The following is a 17,415-nucleotide window of genomic DNA, read 5'->3' as shown; positions in this document are numbered from 1 at the left end:
CGTGTGCAAGAAACGGCTAGGGGCACAACAAACGATTCAGACGTAGAGTGGAGAAAAATAACCTTTGCCTTTCCTTCAGGGACTGAAAGGAGCTCACAATGTCCGATACCTCGTCGGGTACGCCACAAGCCCACTCTGATGAGTCAAACTTTGCCCTTATCCGTGATGGGGTCGCCTCCTATCTCACGGATGCAGATCCTGAAGAGACCAAGGAGTGGCTTGAGTCTCTCGACGGACTGTTAGAAGAGGCAGGTCCGGAGCGCGCACGTTTCCTCATGCTGCGCCTGCTGGAACGTGCCACGGCAAAGCGCGTGGCTCTACCGCCGCTGACCTCGACAGACCTCGTCAACACCATCCCAACTGAGATGGAGCCAGAATTCCCAGGCGATGAGGACATTGAGCGCCGCTACCGCAAGTGGATTCGCTGGAATGCGGCAATTATGGTCCATCGCGCACAGCGTCCGGGTATCGGCGTGGGCGGACATATCTCCACCTATGCGGGCGCCGCACCGCTTTACGAGGTCGGCTTTAACCACTTCTTCCGCGGCAAAGACCACCCAGGCGGCGGTGACCACGTCTTCTTCCAGGGCCACGCTTCGCCGGGTATGTACGCCCGCGCATTCCTAGAGGGGCGTCTGACCGAAGAGGACCTCGACGGTTTCCGTCAGGAAGTCTCCCTCGGCGAGGGCAATGGCCTTCCCTCCTACCCGCACCCGCATGGCATGCCAGAATTCTGGGAGTTCCCGACGGTGTCCATGGGCCTTGGTCCGCTCAACGCCATCTACCAGGCACGCTTCAACCGCTACCTGCATGACCGCGGCATCAAGGACACCTCACAGCAGCACGTTTGGGCCTTCCTCGGTGACGGCGAAATGGACGAGCCGGAATCTCGTGGCGCCATTCAGCATGCGGCGCTGAACAACCTGGATAACCTGACATTCGTCATTAACTGTAACCTGCAACGCCTCGACGGTCCGGTGCGCGGCAACACCAGCATCATCCAGGAGCTGGAGTCGTTCTTCCGCGGCGCTGGTTGGAATGTCATCAAGGTCGTTTGGGGCCGCGAGTGGGACGAGCTCTTCGCTAAGGACAAGGACGGCGCACTAGTCGACCTGATGAATAAGTTCTGCGATGGCGATTACCAGACGCTGAAGGCTAACGACGGCGCTTGGGTGCGCGAGCACTTCTTCGGCCGTGACCCGCGCACTGCCAAGCTGGTCGAGGACATGACCGACGAGGAGATTTGGAACCTCCGTCGCGGTGGCCACGACTACCGCAAGATTTACGCTGCCTACAAGAAGGCCTTGGAGACCAAGGACCAGCCGACCGTCATTCTGGCGCACACGGTTAAGGGCTATGGCCTCGGCCATAACTTCGAGGGCCGCAACGCGACCCACCAGATGAAGAAGCTGACGCTCGATGATCTGAAGCTTTTCCGCGATAACCAGCGCATTCCGATCTCCGACGAGGAGCTGGAGAAGGATCCCTACCTGCCGCCGTACTACAACCCGGGCCCAGAGTCCGAGGAAGTGCAGTACATGCTGGAGCGCCGCAAGGAACTCGGCGGTTTCGTGCCGGAGCGTCGCACTAGCTACGAACCACTGACAACGCCAAAGCCGGAAACCCTGAAAAACCTCCTCAAGGGATCAGGTAAGCAAAAGGTTGCCACCACTATGGCGACGGTGCGTGTTTTCAGGGACCTGATGCGCGATAAGGATCTCAAGGACCGCTTCGTGCCTATCATCCCTGATGAGGCCCGCACCTTCGGCATGGACTCCTGGTTCCCGACGCTGAAGATCTACAACCCGCACGGCCAGAACTACACTCCGGTCGACCATGAACTGATGCTGTCCTACAAGGAAGCGAAGGACGGTCAGATTCTGCACGAGGGCATTTCCGAGGCGGGCTCTGTGGGGTCGTTTACCGCTGTCGGCTCGGCGTACGCCACCCATGGCGTGGCCATGATTCCGCTCTACATCTTCTACTCGATGTTCGGTTTCCAGCGCACGGCTGACTCCATCTGGGCTGCCGGTGACCAAATGTCCCGCGGCTTCCTACTCGGCGCTACCGCCGGTCGCACGACGCTGACAGGTGAAGGCCTGCAGCACATGGACGGTCACTCCCAGCTGCTGGCAGCTACGAACCCGTCCGTGGTCTCCTACGACCCAGCATTCGGCTACGAGATTGCTTACATCGTCTGCGACGGTATCGACCGCATGTATGGTCCGGAGCGCGGCGAAGATGTCATTTACTACCTGACTATCTACAATGAGCCGACTTCGCAGCCGGCTGTCCCGGAAGACCTCGATGTCGAAGGGCTGCTTGGCGGTATCTACCGCTTCCGCAAGGCTGAGGGCGACAAGCATGTCAACCTGCTGGCTTCCGGCATTGGCATGCAGGAGGCGCTGCGCGCCGCGGACATCCTGGAAGACTACGGTGTGGCTTCCTCGATTTACTCGGTGACTTCGTGGAATGAGCTGGCTCGCGATGGACACGAGCGTGACACTGAGCGTCTGCACAACCCGGCTGAAGAGGTCGAAGCCGCCTTCGTAACCCGCCAGCTGTCCGACACCGATGGGCCATTCATCGCAGTGACTGACTTCCAGCGTGCGGTCCCGGAGCAGATTCGCAAGTGGGTTCCAGGTGACTACACCGTCCTCGGCACCGATGGCTACGGCTTCTCGGATACCCGTCCGGCCGCTCGCCGCTACTTCAACTCCGACGGCGAGTCAGTCGCTGTTGCGGCCCTGGCCGCACTGGCACGCGCTGGCAAGCTCGACAAGAGTGTCGCCCAGGAAGCAGCTGAAGAGCTGCAGATTACCGATCCAACCGCAACCACTCAGGACGCTGAATAATGACCTCTAGCCTTGGAGATCAGCTCAGCGCCCTACTGGGCACACAGGTCACCGGCGCCGGTGACGCTGACGATGCCTCACCCAATGCAGCGAACGCGGGCTCGAAGAAGGGTTCCGCCGACGCTGACCTGCCCGCAGGTCTTCACGGCGAGGTCGCGGCAATCGTCAAAAAGATGGCTAACGACGAGGTGGAGTCCCTAGAGCTCTCCACTTCGCTGACCGACTACGGCTTTGACCGCTTGAGCGTCGTAGAGTTGGCTGTCCGCTGTGAGGAAGAGCTGGGAGTCCGCATTGAGGACGAGGACATTTCCTCGTTTAAGACCCTTGGCGATGTAGTTGACTACATCGCCGCCCGGCGCGGGTAGAGCTGCAGCACGTTAGCTGCCTCTACCCCACCGAGGTCTGCGTTGCCAGCGGTCGAGTTGCCGCTGGCACTGTCGGGTCCGGCAGGGGTGGACGTCGTAAAGCACTCTTCGGGGGCGTAGCCTGCCGTCATCATGCGCATCGGCTCTAGCACGCGGTCCCACGGCCCGCCGATGGCCGCGTCGAGGGTTCCTTCGATGTCGCCGCCGCGTGCCATGATGGAACGCAGCGCATCTTCGTTGACCACGATGTTTCCGGCGGCATCGGTCTGTCCGGCGAAAGTCCCCAGCTGCGGGGTATGACAGTAGCGCATGCCATCGATGGCGTAGCCGTCATCATCCACGGCTGGGTCTTGCGCCAGCTCGAAATAGAGGCGCGGCCACCTAGCCAGGTTGTCCACCAGTGTGGCGATGGTGTCAGCACTTGCAGTGAAAGGCACCTCGGCGCACAAAGTGGCATCCTGGTCGGTCGCACGCCAAATATCCCGGCCTGGCTTAGTGCCATCGGGCATGCTGAGTCGGGCCAGCGCCCACGTGATGTGTGGTTGCAGCGGCCCTGGCATGCTGTGAATCCACAGGACACCTGAAAGTTGGGTGCGCATAGACGAAGGTCCTCGGAAAAGTTGCGGTCAATTGGTGTAAGACGAGATTCGTCTTCCCCTACGAACTCATCCAACGACACTTGCCACACTGCAGAAAAAGCACTGCGGTAAAACAACACTTCTGAGGTTTGCGTTGCACGTGTTTATGATTGTTATTTCCGAGACGGCTGCTGGCAACCCTCAAGTTGTCCTTAATCCCCCAGATGTGATTTAGCGCTGAGACGAAAAATCGGCGCCGCAGCCGACGCCGACTTAGCTCATATCCCCTTAACCTTTAGCGTGTTCTTCCAGTTCACGCCATAGTTCGTCGTTGAAGTCAGTCCACAGCGGCTTGGCCCATTCGCCGAAAGCTCGGTCGGTCAAGGCGATTGCCGCCCGCCCGGTTGGACGATGAAGCCACAGGAACGTGCCCGCCTGCCCGAAGTGGCCTGCGACATCCTTGGGCATCGAGGCGCCAAACCACAGCCCCTGCTTGGAATCGGGGTGCCCGAAAATCTCAAAGCCCAGGCCCCAATCGGCCGGACGTTGCATTCCATAGCCCGGCACGACACCATTCAGGCCCGGGAACTGCACGGTCAACGCTTCGGAGACGGTACCTGGGTGCAGGAAAGTCGGGGTGAAGATCTCATCGACGAAGACCATGAGATTAGCGACACTGCTACGCGCGCCATGCCCTGCCGAGCCATCCAGCACGGAATCTGACATCCCCAGCGGCTCAAACACGGCCTGGCGCAGGTATTCACTAAACGGCATGTCTGCCTCCGCAGCGATGGCATCGGCGATGATTTCAAAGCCCGCGGAGGAGTAAATGCGCCGCTCCCCTGGTTCTTTTTCCAGCTCACGGCTGGCAAACCTCACCCCGCCGGCGTGCGCCAGAAGGTGACGCACAGTCGCGCCGTGACCGGGTGGCGTGAGCTCTTGGTCGAGCTCCACCGCGCCCTCCTCGACGGCCACAAGCATGCCCACAGCGGCCAGTAACTTGGTCACGCTAGCGAGCTCAAAAACGCGACCGCTATCACCGTGGGTATGCCAACTGCCATCGTCGGCACGCACGGCAGCCGCGACCGTGTCAACTGGCCACTGATCAACTTGCGCAAGAACAGAGGGCTTCCAAGAAGTCATGTCCTCAAGACTACGCAAGCGTGGCGGACTCGGATTTTTCGGCGGAATCGGACTTCTCAGCAGGCGCGTCTGCAGACTCGTCGTCCGACTCGTCGGCTGGCGACAGGTCGGCGTTGGCGCTGGCGTCCCACTCGTCCTTATCCCAGATTCCCGCACGCTTTGCGACGACCAACGGGACCACGGCCTGACCGGTAACGTTCACCGCAGTGCGGCCCATATCCACGATCGGCTCGACAGCCAGCAGGAGGCCGACACCGGCAAGTGGCAGGCCAAGGGTCGACAGGGTCAGGGTCAGCATGACGGTAGCGCCGGTGGTGCCAGCAGTTGCAGCCGAACCGATGACGGAGACGAAGATGATGAGCAGGTAGTCCGTGAAGTCCAACGGCACACCGTAGAACTGCGAGACGAAGATAGCCGCGATAGCCGGGTAAATGGCGGCGCAACCATCCATCTTCGTGGTGGCGCCCAGCGGTACGGCGAAGGAGGCGTACTCATCCGGTACTGCCAGACGACGGGAGACAACGCGCTCAGTGACCGGCATGACGCCCATAGACGAACGGGTGAAGAAGCCGAGCGAGGTCACTGGCCAGACGCGACGGAAGAAGTCGATTGGGCTAATGCCATGAATCTTCAGCACAACTGGGTACACAACTGCGATGACCAGGAACAGACCAATGTAGATGGCAATGGCGAACTTGCCCAGGCTGCCGAGCGCTTCCCAGCCATACTCAGCGACGGCGTGGCCGATGAGGGCTGCGGTACCAATTGGTGCCAGACGGATGACCCACCACAGGACCTTCTGCACGATGGTCAAAAGAGAGCCGGAAAACTCGATGAATGGCTCAGCCTTCGGGCCAACCTTCACTGCGGCGACACCGAAGACAATCGCGATGACCAGCAGCTGCAGGACGTTGAAGTTCAGCGATCCGGATACAGCACCGTCAGATTCGCTGATCTTCACGCCAAGGCCGAGGAAGTTCTGCGGGACAATGCTCTGCAGGAATCCCCACCACGAGCCCACAGAATCCGGTTCCTGTGCAGCCGAGGCATCGACGCCGGAGTTAACGCCCGGCTTGATAAGCAAGCCCAGCACGATGGCGATGACCACCGATACAAAGGACGTAATGGCAAACCAAATCAGTGTCGAAACAGCCAGCTTGGCTGCGCCTGCGACCTGGCGCAGGTTGGCAATCGACACCACGACCGCGGTGACCACCAGCGGCGGGATGAGCAGCTTCAACAGCGTGACGTAGGTACTGCCGACCTCGTCGAGCGCTGTGCGCAGCGAGGAGTCATCGCCAGTACTGCGGGCCATGAAGCCCAAAATGAGACCAATAATCAGGCCATAGACAACTTGGGCACCGAAGCCGGTCGCCCATTTAAATTTATTCACTTTTCCTCCTGGAGTTTTATTTCTCTGAAAACACTTGTGCCGCGCCTTATGCCGTCTGACAAATGCGCGCGACGGGGTCCGGGGCCGCTGAGCTCAGCCTCGAAGAGACAGGCGCAGCGAGGCGGAAGCCCCGAAGTGTTTAGCGACAGGAGGAAGTGGAGATTCGGCCGTAATCGAGCCAACGCCGCTTTGTGAGCATTTTCATGTTGGTCATTTCTATCTAGCAAGTCCGGTTAAGAGACAAACGATAAGACTGCCACGATTGATGTTGTGACACCAATTTCCAACACGGCCCCTCACCCGAATATTCCACATCGCTAATTCGATTTCTCAGCTTGCTTGCGCATTCTCAGCCTGCCTGCGCAACTGCAGTACCTTCAGCGAGCAGAGGAAGCCAATAGTCAACGCGCCGACAGCGGAATACAGCGCAAACTGCGTGGCATGTGCAAACGCATTTGTCAGCGGCACCAACACACCGTCGGGAGCACCCTGCGCACGCAGACCAATCAGCATCGAGCCGGCGGAATCCTTCAGCCCCTGCCCCATCTGCTCCAGGCCCGGCGACAGCTTCGCGATCTCACGATCCAGCCCAATCGTCAGCGCCATACCACCGAGCGCAGCACCGAGCGCCGAACCAATCTGCCGAATCGTCGACTGCGTTGCCGATGCCTGCCCCGACAGCCGCACCGGAATATCACCAAGCACCAACGAGGTCAGCTGCGCCGATGCCAGACCAAGACCCAGACCGTAGACAATCAATGCAAACACAACCAGCCACAGCGGCAGGTCAACGCGCTCTTCGGCCGCCAACTGCAGCGAACCAAAGACCTCGAGACCAAGGCCCACAATCACCACACCGGCCGGGGTAATCCGAGCTGCCAGATGACGCGCCATGGCACCTGCGAAGAACGCACCGAGAGCCATTGCTGCCAGGACCAGGCCGGTTGCGATCGTCGATAAGCCAATCGCCGACACCAGGTAGAGCGGCAGCACGAAGACCAGCGCGAACTCACCCACCGCGACAAGCATCGCCGTGGTATTCCCCCAGCTGAACGTGGCGTAGGAGAACATCGACACGTCCAACAGCGCAGGATCCGCGTTCTTCCGACGACTGTTTTCCCACAGCACGAAAGCGACAAGCACCACCGCACCAACTAAGAGCGTGACGACGGGTGCGGAGGGAAAAGCAAACCCTATCTTGGCGCCTTGAATGATGCCGAAGACCACGGCACCAAAGCCAATTCCAGACAACACCAGGCCAAGGACATCGAAGCGACCCGCGCCATTGGTATCGCCTGCGGTGTTCGGCACCCAGCGCAGCGCAAGGACGAAAAGCACGACGGCGATGGGCACGTTGACCCAGAAGATAGCTTCCCAACCAGCAAACTGCGTAAGCACGCCACCCAGGAGTGGGCCGACTGCTGCAGCACCAGACATGACCGCACCCCAGATGCCGAATGCGGTGGCACGATCTTTATCACGGAATAGTGCGTTCACGCTGGACAGTGTTGATGGCAGAATGCACGCGCCACCAATGCCTTGGATGACGCGGGCAATGACCAGTGGCGCCAAGGCTGTGGAAAGTGCGGCCACGACGGAGCCGACCGTGAAGATGACCAGACCGACGAGAAAAAGCGTTCGACGGCCGAAGCGGTCGCCAGCGCGGCCAGAGGTCAGGAGTAGTGCGGCGAAAACGACCGAGTAGATCGTGGTAATCCACTGCGCGCCCACGATGTCAAGGCCCAGCTCCGAAATGATGGTCGGCAATGAAACACCAACGATGGTGCCGTCCAGGACAATCATGCCGAGGCCAACCGCGAGCACGAGCAACCCCCACCACCGCTGTGGCGAGGCCCCGAACTCAGCAATCTGATCCTCGTTGGCGATTGCCATGACGGGGGTGCCCTTCGCTTTCGCTGTGGCACCGGTTTGTGCGTCGACTGAGACGTCGGCGCTGCTCAAGGAAGGTTTTGTACTCATAGGATTAATGCTAGAAGTGTCCTAGGGCTGATTCATCAACCGAAAGTCGTAACTTTGCGGAAAGATCAGCTTCGTTGAGAACGGGGATTACCTTCGTCGACACGGAAACACTTAGCTTCATTGAACCCACGCAATGGCAGCCGAACCCGCTGGGTATAGGGCTTTTATCACCGCACGGTGGCAGATTGCTATGATGCTATGAGGTTTTGGGCACTGGTTCATAGTGCTTAATTGTCACTTCACAATGCCCAATCCTTGCCCCTATAGCTCAGTCGGTTAGAGCAGAGGACTCATAATCCTTTTGTCCCAGGTTCGAGCCCTGGTGGGGGCACTAAAAACTCTGGGCTCTACTCACGCCCATTTACCCGACATCCGGTTGTAGCAGCTGGCGCATAGGGAGATGTACTTCGGCGCTTCGAGTGCCTCAATTTCCACGGTTTCGCCGTCGAGGATAATGCTGCCGTCCGGATTCAACCGTGCAGTAAAGATGGCCTTCTGCCCACAGGTGCAAATTGTCTTGATTTCCTCAATGGTGTGGGCAACTTCGAGCAAGCGCTGGGAGCCTGGGAAGGCATGCGTGCGAAAGTCGGTACGCAGACCGTAGCAGAGCACCGGAGTACCGCGAAGGGTAATTCCCAGCAACTGATCGACCTGGTCAGGGGTAAGAAACTGTGCCTCATCGATGATTAGACAATCGTAGCCGTCGGCAAGCGAGGAGAGGTCATCGCCATCGTGGATGAGGTGCGCGCGTTCCGCGATTCCGATGCGGGAGTGCACGTCGCCGTCAGCCAAAGTATCCACGGCCGGCTTGGCGATCAACGGCCGCATATCGCGCTCGCGGTAGTTGTGGGCGACGCGGAGGACCTCGATGGATTTTCCGCTGTTCATGGTTCCGTAGCGGAAGTACAGTTTTGCCATAGCCATCGATTGTAGGGCATCGATTCGCGGGCTCTGACGGCTGTAAACTCGGGCCGCCAACACGGATTTGAATTCCCGACTATCCTTTATTTTTATGCAGCCGATTCCTGACCTGAATGAGAATCCAACAGTTGTTGTATGTGGATCTATCCACCTAGATACCTTGGTACAGGTCGATAGTGTCCCCGCAGAAGGTGGCACGCTCATCGTTGATGACGGCACGAATATGCTGGGCGGCAAGGGCGCTAACCAGGCCGTTGCTATCGCTTATGACGGCGTCCGTGCGATCATGGCCGGTACGGTTGGTGAGGACCGCGCAGCGGATTTCGTGGTCGAGGAACTCAACGCACACGGCGTAGATGTCCACTCCATTCAGACGTCCTGGGATTTGCCGACCGGCAGCGCTTTCGTCGCAACGAACCGCAAGGGTCGCCCGGTGATTTTTGTCCAGCGCGGTGCCGATGCGCTAACCGACCCCACCGATTTCGTCGACGAGTTCGCATCAGCGGATGTCGTGCTCGCGCAGGGCGAGCTCCTTCCGGAAGCAACTGAGGCCATCGCGTCCGTCGCATCCATGTACAGCGCGCGACTGGTGCTGAACCTCAATCCGGTCGTAACCGTTACACCTGCCCTGATTGACCATGCAGATCCGCTGATCGTCAACATGAAGGGCGCCTGGGAAACAATCCGTCGCCTGGACATCGCCGAAGGAATCCGCGCTACCGACTACCGCGCACAGCTCGAGGCGCTTCTGCAGTACTGCCCCAGTGTCGTCATGCTCCGGGGCGACCACGGCTGTCTCTTCGCACAGCACTCCGACGGTCTCGACGACGAGCCGACAATCTACGAGCACCCCGCGCTCAAGCTGCCAGAGGAGAAGATTGTCGACGGCACTGGCTCCGGTGATGCGTTCGTCGGCACGCTCACCGCGGAACTGGCTAAGGGCACCTCGCTTTACGACGCCGTCCCCCTGGCCACCGCAGCAGGCGCAGCAGCTGTACAGGCGGTCGGCGCATGCTCCGCTTTTGCACGTCGCGAAAAACTGCTGGAGATGGTCGAGGCGGAGGATTTTCCCCCTGTGAAAGAGTACGCGGGCTAAGGGTCGTCAGCGGCCTGGTGTGCGAGCTGGCACCGATTAAGTCAGTGCCAGTGGGGCCAGCGGGAGAACCTACCCAGCATTGTCTGGCAGAACGGGCTCAAGCGCCAGCATCACCAAGTACCAACTCAACGCGTACCCGATGAGGAAGACATAGGTAGCAATCGCGTAGATTTTCGCCGGGAAAAAGAATATGGCCGCGGGCACGATGAGAAGCGCCAATACTGCGAGCGCAGTCCGCGGCAGGTTTTTGACGGTCATGCTGGTGGCCGTTGCCAGGGTTCGGCGGAGCGACGAGTGACCGTCGGAAAGCGAGCACAGCGAGTAGACCCACGCGGTAATTCCCAGCAGTATTAGCGCCCCGGAGGTAACTCCTGCGGCGAAGATCAGGCCGACAGTGCCGAGGTCCGCGCGGGAGATAACGTAAAACTCATAGCCAATGCCACTGGCGAGAACCAAGGTGAATAGCCACCACACGGTTGGTGTGCGCCAATTGTCCAACAGTGCGCGCAAGAAGCGCCGTACGGGCCTTGAGCCTTCGTCACGGACCATGTCGCGAGCGACTACTACTCCAGCGCGAGTTGCGGCGCCTGCAGTGACTATCGGGATGGATGCGACGATCATCAGCAGGTTGATGATTACAAGGTCTGCTAACAGCGACCAGGCTGCGTAGAACTTTGTATCGGTGCTGAAAAATCTATCCACGGGTTCATATCCTAATAAAGGCTGATTAACAGACGAAAGCCTCAACCTACGCGGTTGAGGCTTTCGCTTTCGTAAAACGCGGTGCTTGGCGTCCTATGCGCTAACGCTTAGGCAGCTATCCCTTAACGGCACCCGCAGCAACACCCTCGATAATGTGCTTCTGGGTGGCGACGTAGAAAATCACAATCGGAATGATTGCGAGCACCAGCATTGCCATCATCGCGCCAAGGTCACGGTTACCGTTGGAGCCAACGAAGCTCTGCACGACAACCGGGATGGTCTTGTACTTAGTAGACAGGCCAATGACCAGGTACGGCAGCAGGTAGTCGTTCCATACCCACATAGCGTTCAGAATGGCGACAGTCACTGCAGTCGGCTTGAGCATGGGCAAAACGATGCGGAAGTAGTTCTGCATCGGAGATGCGCCATCAATCATCGCGGCTTCCTCGATGTCAATCGGGATGGACTTGATGAAGCCGGCAAACATGAAGACCGACAAGCCGGAGCCAAAGCCCAAGTAGAGAACCACGATGCCGATTGGGTTGTTCAAATGCAGCATGTCGGCGATCTTGACGGTCGGGAACATCACCATCTGGAACGGGATGACCATCGAGAACACAAACAGGTAATACAGCAGCGAGGTCCACCACGTCTTCACTCGCGTGATGTAGTAAGCCGTCATCGCAGAGAAGAACACAATCGCAATAACCGAGAGGATCGTGATGACAAAGGACCACACGATCGCCCAGCCGAAGCCCTCCTTCATCAGGCCGACGGCGTAGTTTTCGAACCCGACCCACATGTCACCTAGTGGCAGCTGGAAGGGGTTATCTGAAATTGCGAACTTGGACTTGAACGAGTTGAAGATAATGAACGCGATTGGCCCCAAGAACACGACGGTCAAAAACACCAGAATCGCGTAGATGATGACCTTAGATACGCCTCCCACCTTGGCCTCGTCCTGCTTAGCGGGCTTGGCCTTGGGGAGCTTGGTGGCCGTTTCAGTGGTCATTGCAGCGTCGACAGACATTTATGCCTCCACTTCCTTGCTGCGAGTAGCACGCAGCTGCAGCATCGCGATCGCTACGACCACGACGACGAATATTACTGCCTTGGCTTGACCAACGCCCTCCACACCAATTCGGTTGAACATGGTGTTGACGATGTTCAGAGCAACCATTTCTGTCTCTGAACCCGGCGCACCATTGGTCAGGGCCAAGTTTTGATCGAAGAGTTTGAAAGTGTTCGACAGAGTCAAGAAGAGGCAAATGGTAATCGATGGCATGACCATCGGGATAGTAACGTGCCGCAGAATCTCCCAGCGTCCGGCGCCATCAATCTCCGCAGCTTCGATGAGCTCCGGTGGGACATTCTGCAGACCGGCAATATAGATAATCATCATGTAACCGACCAGCTGCCAGTTGATGAGGATGATCAGACCGGCGTAACCGAACTTCCAGTCGGACACAATCGTCGTACCGTACGATGCCAGCACGGCGTTAATCATCGACTGCCAGGTATAACCGAGCACGATGCCACCGATAAGGTTCGGCATGAAGAAGACTGTGCGGAAGAAGTTCGTGCCCTTCAGCTTGCGCGTCAGAATCCATGCGATCCAGAACGCGAACAAGTTCACAGTAATGATGGAAACAACAACCACCATGAGAGTGAATCCGAAGGAGGCGACGAAGCCCTCGCGCTCACTAAAGGCCTTCTGGTAGTTCTCGATACCAACCCACTGCGCATTAGTGATGGTTGTGAAGTCAGTAAATGATAGGAAGAAACCGATAACGAACGGCACCAGGAACGCGATTGCAAAGGCAATCAGCGTGGGTAGCACGAAAATTGGGAAATACTTTTTCAATGTTGCTTGCATCTACAACACCGCTCCTAAAGCTAAAGGCGGAGCCCGGTGCCTCGAGACCGGTTTAACAGGTCACCGAGCCCCGAGCTCCGCCTTGCCATTGGATGAACTCATTCCGTCGGTTGTTCATGCGCGAGAAGCTTTCGCTTCACACTCACCGATGGAATGGATCACCATTGATTTGCTGGTATTTAATTGTTCGGAGATTCCGCATTCCAGCTGTCGGCGAAAGTCTCGACAACCTTGTCCCACGGCATCTTTCCGGAAGCGTACTGCGCCAGCGCTGCGCCAAAATCATCCTTGAACTGCTGCGACGGGAAGTACTGGAAGTCCCACGGGATGGTGGTCAGGTCCTCGTTCTCAATTGCTGCGGCCACTTCCTTGGCCAGCGGGTCATTCGGAGTGTCGGCTTCAGTGAAGTTCTGGAACGGAGCGATGAATCCGAGATCCTCGACGACGTACTTCTTGCCCTCATCGGTGTTGAACAGCCAATTGACGAAGTCCTTCGTTGCCTTTTGGGAAGCCTCCGAAGCCTTGGAGTTGACCGTCAGGTAGTTCTCAGTACCAACCGAGATGCCGGTCTTATCCTCGTCCTTCAGGCCCATGTACATAGGCATGAACTTAATCTTGTCCTGCTTGACCACGTTGCCGGAGACATCGTTGATCTGGGACCATGCCCAGTTGCCATTCTGAACCATAGCGGCCTTGCCCTGGGCGAATTCCGCCATCGAGTCGGACACAGCCTTCGACGGGGCCAGAGTCTTTTCGACAGTGGAGTTATTCAGGTACAGATCAAAGAGGTTCTTGAACTCCTTGTTGTACTTGAACTTCACATCAGCGGTTTCCTTGGTGCCAAGGTCCTCGAATTCATAATGAACCGGTCCGTTGGCCAAGTGTGTCTGCCAGCGCCAATCCTCACCGGATGCAAGCGAGGTGGAAGCGAAGGTGCCGGAAATCCCCAGCTTGTCCTTCTTGGCCTGCATGTCCTCAGCAACTTCCTTCAGCTTTCCGAAGGCCTTAATCTCGTCGATGCTCTTGGCCTTGGCATCGGGCAGCGCGAAGTACTTGTCCATGATCTCTTCGTTATAGATCAGGCCAAACCCCTCGACTGCAAACGGGACGCCGTATACCTTGCCGTCCTCGCCCTTCAGCGGCTCGATGCCCTCGTTGAGGTTTTGTGCGATCTCAGTGTCAGACATGTCTGCCATGTATTCCTGCCAAGTACGCAGGCCCGCCGGACCATTGACTTGGAACAGTGTTGGCGCGTCCTTTTTACCAATCTCGGCCTTCAGAGTTTGCTCATAGGAATTCGAAGCAGCAGTAACGACCTTGACCTGGACACCAGTCTTGTCAGTGTATGCCTTCGCAATCTTCTGATATGCGGCATCCTGCTCCGGCTTGAAGTTAAGGAAGTAGACACCACCATCTGCAACCGCATCATCACTCGAGCACGCAACCAAACCAGCGGTTGCCATCAGGCCTGCTGCACACAGAGCTGAAAGGCGCTTGAAGTTCTTCACTATATTTTCTCCCTTGAGAAGAAAGGCCACTTCAATGGCATCCTCCGAGCAATTCGGACGAATATTTGCCAGCAGCCGTGGCCTAATTGGATTATCCCGCCCTGCGGCTAGAAGTAGCCTTTCATGCGAACTTCGACGCCACCCACGCGGGTATTCGGTCTCACCAAAATCTTACTTGACCAAAACCAATTTAGGTTGGCCTTCAGCCAGCTGTGAACAAATGCAAAGGAGAAAAATAGCAAAAGCTCTCGAAAGCACACCTAGAATTTGAGCTGTTTTCGAGCTGTTTTCGCTGAACAGAGCCGCCTACCGGCACCAAAGTAAGCACCTGGCCGCGACAATCACACGCAGACCCGACAACCACCCGACCACCAAAAGCACCCCTGTTTGGCGTGAATGTATATTTTTATAATATCCTGGCGAGTCGTTTACTTGTCACTTTTGAAATAATCGTACGCTCGACAGTCTGCTTCTAGAGAGCTACTCGACCTCATCGCTCGCCGGAAGATATACGGACTCGTCGCGATGCCCGGGCAACACTCGGTCTACGTAGCTCTGCACCGCTTCTTGAAGCGGCACATCCGCACGGCGTTTTTCTGCCATGTACCAGCGATGCTCCAAGACCTCGTGGAAAACCTGCGCATCCTGCAGCCTTCCACGCAGCCCCTCGGGCACAGCCAGGATTGTGGCCTCGAAAACTTCACGCAGCCATCGGTGCGCAACCTGCTCTAGCGGAACCCCTTCAAGACCTTCCGCCAACCGAAAGGTCTGCATACTATTGAGCATCCGCCTCGCTTGCCGTTCTTGAACATCCAACCCCGTCAGTCGCATTAACTGCCTATGGTGATGCCCTGCGTCAACCACTCGTGGTCGGAACACAACGCGGCCACCATCACTGGTGACTTTCAGCTCGCCAACATCGAAACCGAGGTCGTTGAGCCTGCGAATCCGCTCATCGACAAGCCAAGGCTCCTCAACACCAATAGATTCTTCCCCCGTCAGCTCTTGCCACAGGTCCTCATAACGCTCAATAATGCGCCTACCCACCGCAATTACGTCCAACTCAGGATCGAGGAATCCGCCGGCCTGCAGATCCATGAGCTCTCCGATGATGTTGGTATGGGCAACGTCAACGTCGTAAAGCCTGCGGGAATCTGAGAGTGTGCCTTGCAAATCTCCCGTTTCCGCGTCGACAAGGTAGGCGGAGAAAGCGTCTGCGTCACGACGAAACAACGTGTTCGACAGCGACACGTCGCCCCAGTAAAAACCAAGGAGATGTAACCGAACTAGCAGGACTACCAGCGAGTCAATCAGGCGGACCACAGTTTCGCGGGTGACCTGTTGAGAAAAAACTGCACGATACGGCAGCGAATACTCGAGATGTTCTGTGACGAGTGCCGCAGTTAACGGTTCGCCATCTGGATCCTTGCGGCCAGTAATGACCGCGAGCGGGCGAACCGATGGAGCACCGAGCCTGACCAGGTCACGCAGCATTCGATACTCATGATGAGCAGTGAACTCACCAATTTCTTTCACTGCAATGACGCGGTCATCCAAGTTGACGAATCGAACAATGTGCCGCGAAATTCCCTGAGGTAGGGCGGCCAACAAATCGTCTGGCCACTGTTCCAGAGGTATATGCCAAGGAAGGCGCAAAAGCTTTGAAGCCACCGTTGTCGCGGCTATTTTCATAGTTTCCGACACGGTGGCTCCTAAAACTGTCTTACTGTCCCACTGCCCTACCAGCTACTCATTTCATCTAAACGAAAGAGTTTAGGCCGGAAGGCGCATATCAGTCGACTTCGAGAACAGGTGCAGCATGCCCGGACGAATCTTGCCGTAAACTACCGAGCCCAACTGCGGCGCGGTGCGCGGGGCGGTACGAATAACCACCTGACCGTGTTCCTCTTCGTCCGGGTTAGAGGAAGATCCGGAGCTCAATGCTCCGCCACCGACGAGATCGCCATACATGAATGCATCGGAGCCCAATTCCTCGACCAAGTTAACCTGCACCGGAATGACGTCATCGCCCGGCCCCTCGACCAGGTCGAATGCCTCCGGACGGAAGCCCACGATAATCTGGTTCTGATCCTCCGGCACGATTGCAGCAAGTGTGGCTTCCGGCAGCTTAATCTTGGCCTCACCCAACGTGGCGTAACCATTAGAGACGTTGAACGTGCCCAGGTTCATCGCAGGCGAGCCAATGAAGCCCGCGACGAATTCGTTTGCCGGGGTTTCGTAGAGTTCCCGCGGGGTACCGACCTGCTGCAGAACACCGAAGTTAATGACCGCGATGCGGTCGCCCATGGTCAGCGCCTCAGTCTGGTCGTGGGTGACATACATGGTGGTCACACCCATCCGACGCTGCATGGCCGCAATCTGAGTACGGGTTTGAACACGCAGCTTCGCGTCCAGGTTCGACAACGGCTCGTCCATCAGGAACACCTGCGGCTTGCGCACAATCGCACGCCCCATTGCCACACGCTGACGCTGACCACCGGATAGAGCCTTAGGCTTACGATCCAGGAACTGAGTTAGATCCAGGGTCTTCGCAGCTTCTTCGACACGACGGTCAATCTCGTCCTTGTCCACACCAGCAATCTTGAGCGCGAAGCCCATGTTCTCGCGCACCGTCATATGCGGGTACAGGGCGTAGTTCTGGAAGACCATCGCAATATCGCGATCCTTGGGCGAGACATTGGTCACATCACGATCTCCAATGAAAATCTTGCCCTCATTGACCTCTTCCAGACCGGCAAGCATGCGCAGTGTTGTGGACTTACCACAACCGGAGGGGCCCACCAGAACCAGGAACTCGCCATCGGCAATTTCCAAGTTGAACTTGTCCACAGAAGGCTTCGTCGCACCAGGGTAAATGCGAGTGGCATCAGCAAAAGTCACAGTAGCCATGTGAATACAAACCTTTCATCGGCAGGTACGTGCCGAACGATCCGAGTGAAAGTAACCGCAGGAACAGCTCCTACGTATCTGCCTCACA

At 57.5% G+C, this 17,415-nt stretch carries 14 protein-coding genes and 1 tRNA gene; 4 read left to right on the top strand and 11 right to left on the bottom strand.

Features of this window, described 5'->3' with window-relative positions; genetic code table 11:
- Positions 1 to 98: 98 nt before the first annotated feature.
- Together aceE and HMPREF2878_RS11030 are read left to right on the top strand one after the other, a co-directional pair.
- Entirely contained in the window at positions 99 to 2,855 is a 2,757-nt protein-coding gene (gene aceE, locus HMPREF2878_RS08100; protein ID WP_070546218.1) for a pyruvate dehydrogenase (acetyl-transferring), homodimeric type, read from the top strand.
- Positions 2,855 to 3,220, top strand: coding sequence for an acyl carrier protein (locus tag HMPREF2878_RS11030; RefSeq protein ID WP_083276308.1), 366 nt, complete (start codon positions 2,855 to 2,857; stop codon positions 3,218 to 3,220). The genes aceE and HMPREF2878_RS11030 overlap by 1 nt, the downstream gene beginning before the upstream one ends.
- On the opposite strand, the gene HMPREF2878_RS08090 is transcribed toward HMPREF2878_RS11030, so the two are convergent.
- The 4 genes from HMPREF2878_RS08090 to HMPREF2878_RS08075 all read right to left on the bottom strand — a co-directional run bounded on the left by HMPREF2878_RS08090 (position 3,196) and on the right by HMPREF2878_RS08075 (position 8,314).
- A complete protein-coding gene (locus HMPREF2878_RS08090) occupies positions 3,196 to 3,819 on the bottom strand; it encodes a DUF3145 family protein (protein WP_070546216.1) in 624 nt (207 codons plus the stop codon). The two genes, HMPREF2878_RS11030 and HMPREF2878_RS08090, sit on opposite strands and share 25 nt — an antisense overlap.
- A 267-nt stretch (positions 3,820 to 4,086) precedes the next feature.
- On the bottom strand, positions 4,087 to 4,941 hold the full coding sequence (locus HMPREF2878_RS08085; RefSeq protein ID WP_070546250.1) for a serine hydrolase domain-containing protein: 855 nt from the start codon (positions 4,939 to 4,941) through the stop codon (positions 4,087 to 4,089).
- Positions 4,942 to 4,951: 10 nt separating this feature from the next.
- Positions 4,952 to 6,334 (bottom strand): dicarboxylate/amino acid:cation symporter, encoded by a 1,383-nt coding sequence (locus HMPREF2878_RS08080; protein ID WP_070653241.1) that lies wholly within the window; start codon positions 6,332 to 6,334, stop codon positions 4,952 to 4,954.
- A gap of 330 nt (positions 6,335 to 6,664) precedes the next feature.
- Positions 6,665 to 8,314 carry a DHA2 family efflux MFS transporter permease subunit gene (locus tag HMPREF2878_RS08075; RefSeq protein ID WP_080971454.1) on the bottom strand — a complete coding sequence of 550 codons (1,650 nt, stop codon included), beginning with the start codon at positions 8,312 to 8,314 and terminating at the stop codon, positions 6,665 to 6,667.
- Positions 8,315 to 8,571: 257 nt separating this feature from the next.
- On the opposite strand from HMPREF2878_RS08075, the gene HMPREF2878_RS08070 reads away from it, so the two are divergent.
- A tRNA-Ile gene (locus tag HMPREF2878_RS08070) sits at positions 8,572 to 8,645 on the top strand.
- 20 nt (positions 8,646 to 8,665) lie between these two features.
- Here the strand turns inward: HMPREF2878_RS08070 and HMPREF2878_RS08065 are convergent.
- On the bottom strand, positions 8,666 to 9,232 hold the full coding sequence (locus HMPREF2878_RS08065; RefSeq protein ID WP_048732776.1) for a thymidine kinase: 567 nt from the start codon (positions 9,230 to 9,232) through the stop codon (positions 8,666 to 8,668).
- A gap of 94 nt (positions 9,233 to 9,326) precedes the next feature.
- Between HMPREF2878_RS08065 and HMPREF2878_RS08060 the strand changes: the two genes are divergently transcribed.
- A complete protein-coding gene (locus HMPREF2878_RS08060) occupies positions 9,327 to 10,331 on the top strand; it encodes a PfkB family carbohydrate kinase (RefSeq protein WP_069359224.1) in 1,005 nt (334 codons plus the stop codon).
- Between the two features lie 69 nt (positions 10,332 to 10,400).
- Here HMPREF2878_RS08060 and HMPREF2878_RS08055 read toward each other — a convergent pair whose 3' ends face one another.
- The 6 genes from HMPREF2878_RS08055 to HMPREF2878_RS08030 form a co-directional block, all read right to left on the bottom strand.
- Entirely contained in the window at positions 10,401 to 11,033 is a 633-nt protein-coding gene (locus tag HMPREF2878_RS08055) for a MusI family membrane protein (protein ID WP_070546210.1), read from the bottom strand.
- A 115-nt stretch (positions 11,034 to 11,148) separates the two neighbouring features.
- Complete coding sequence (locus HMPREF2878_RS08050; protein WP_042389412.1) at positions 11,149 to 12,045, bottom strand: carbohydrate ABC transporter permease; 897 nt, start codon at positions 12,043 to 12,045, stop codon at positions 11,149 to 11,151.
- Between the two features lie 18 nt (positions 12,046 to 12,063).
- A complete protein-coding gene (locus HMPREF2878_RS08045) occupies positions 12,064 to 12,909 on the bottom strand; it encodes a carbohydrate ABC transporter permease (protein WP_016423090.1) in 846 nt (281 codons plus the stop codon).
- A 179-nt stretch (positions 12,910 to 13,088) separates the two neighbouring features.
- Positions 13,089 to 14,372 carry an ABC transporter substrate-binding protein gene (locus tag HMPREF2878_RS08040; protein WP_088611979.1) on the bottom strand — a complete coding sequence of 428 codons (1,284 nt, stop codon included), beginning with the start codon at positions 14,370 to 14,372 and terminating at the stop codon, positions 13,089 to 13,091.
- Positions 14,373 to 14,897: 525 nt separating this feature from the next.
- Positions 14,898 to 16,109, bottom strand: a complete 1,212-nt coding sequence (locus HMPREF2878_RS08035; RefSeq protein ID WP_172620277.1) for a DUF4032 domain-containing protein — start codon at positions 16,107 to 16,109, stop codon at positions 14,898 to 14,900.
- A gap of 81 nt (positions 16,110 to 16,190) precedes the next feature.
- Positions 16,191 to 17,327: an ABC transporter ATP-binding protein gene (locus HMPREF2878_RS08030; protein ID WP_070653238.1), complete on the bottom strand. Its 1,137-nt coding sequence runs from the start codon at positions 17,325 to 17,327 to the stop codon at positions 16,191 to 16,193.
- Positions 17,328 to 17,415 lie beyond the last annotated feature (88 nt).

The organism is Corynebacterium sp. HMSC065H09 (genome assembly GCF_001812845.1).
Taxonomy (GTDB): Bacteria; Actinomycetota; Actinomycetes; order Mycobacteriales; family Mycobacteriaceae; genus Corynebacterium; species Corynebacterium jeikeium_D.
This window is presented reverse-complemented; position numbering and strand designations above follow the sequence as displayed.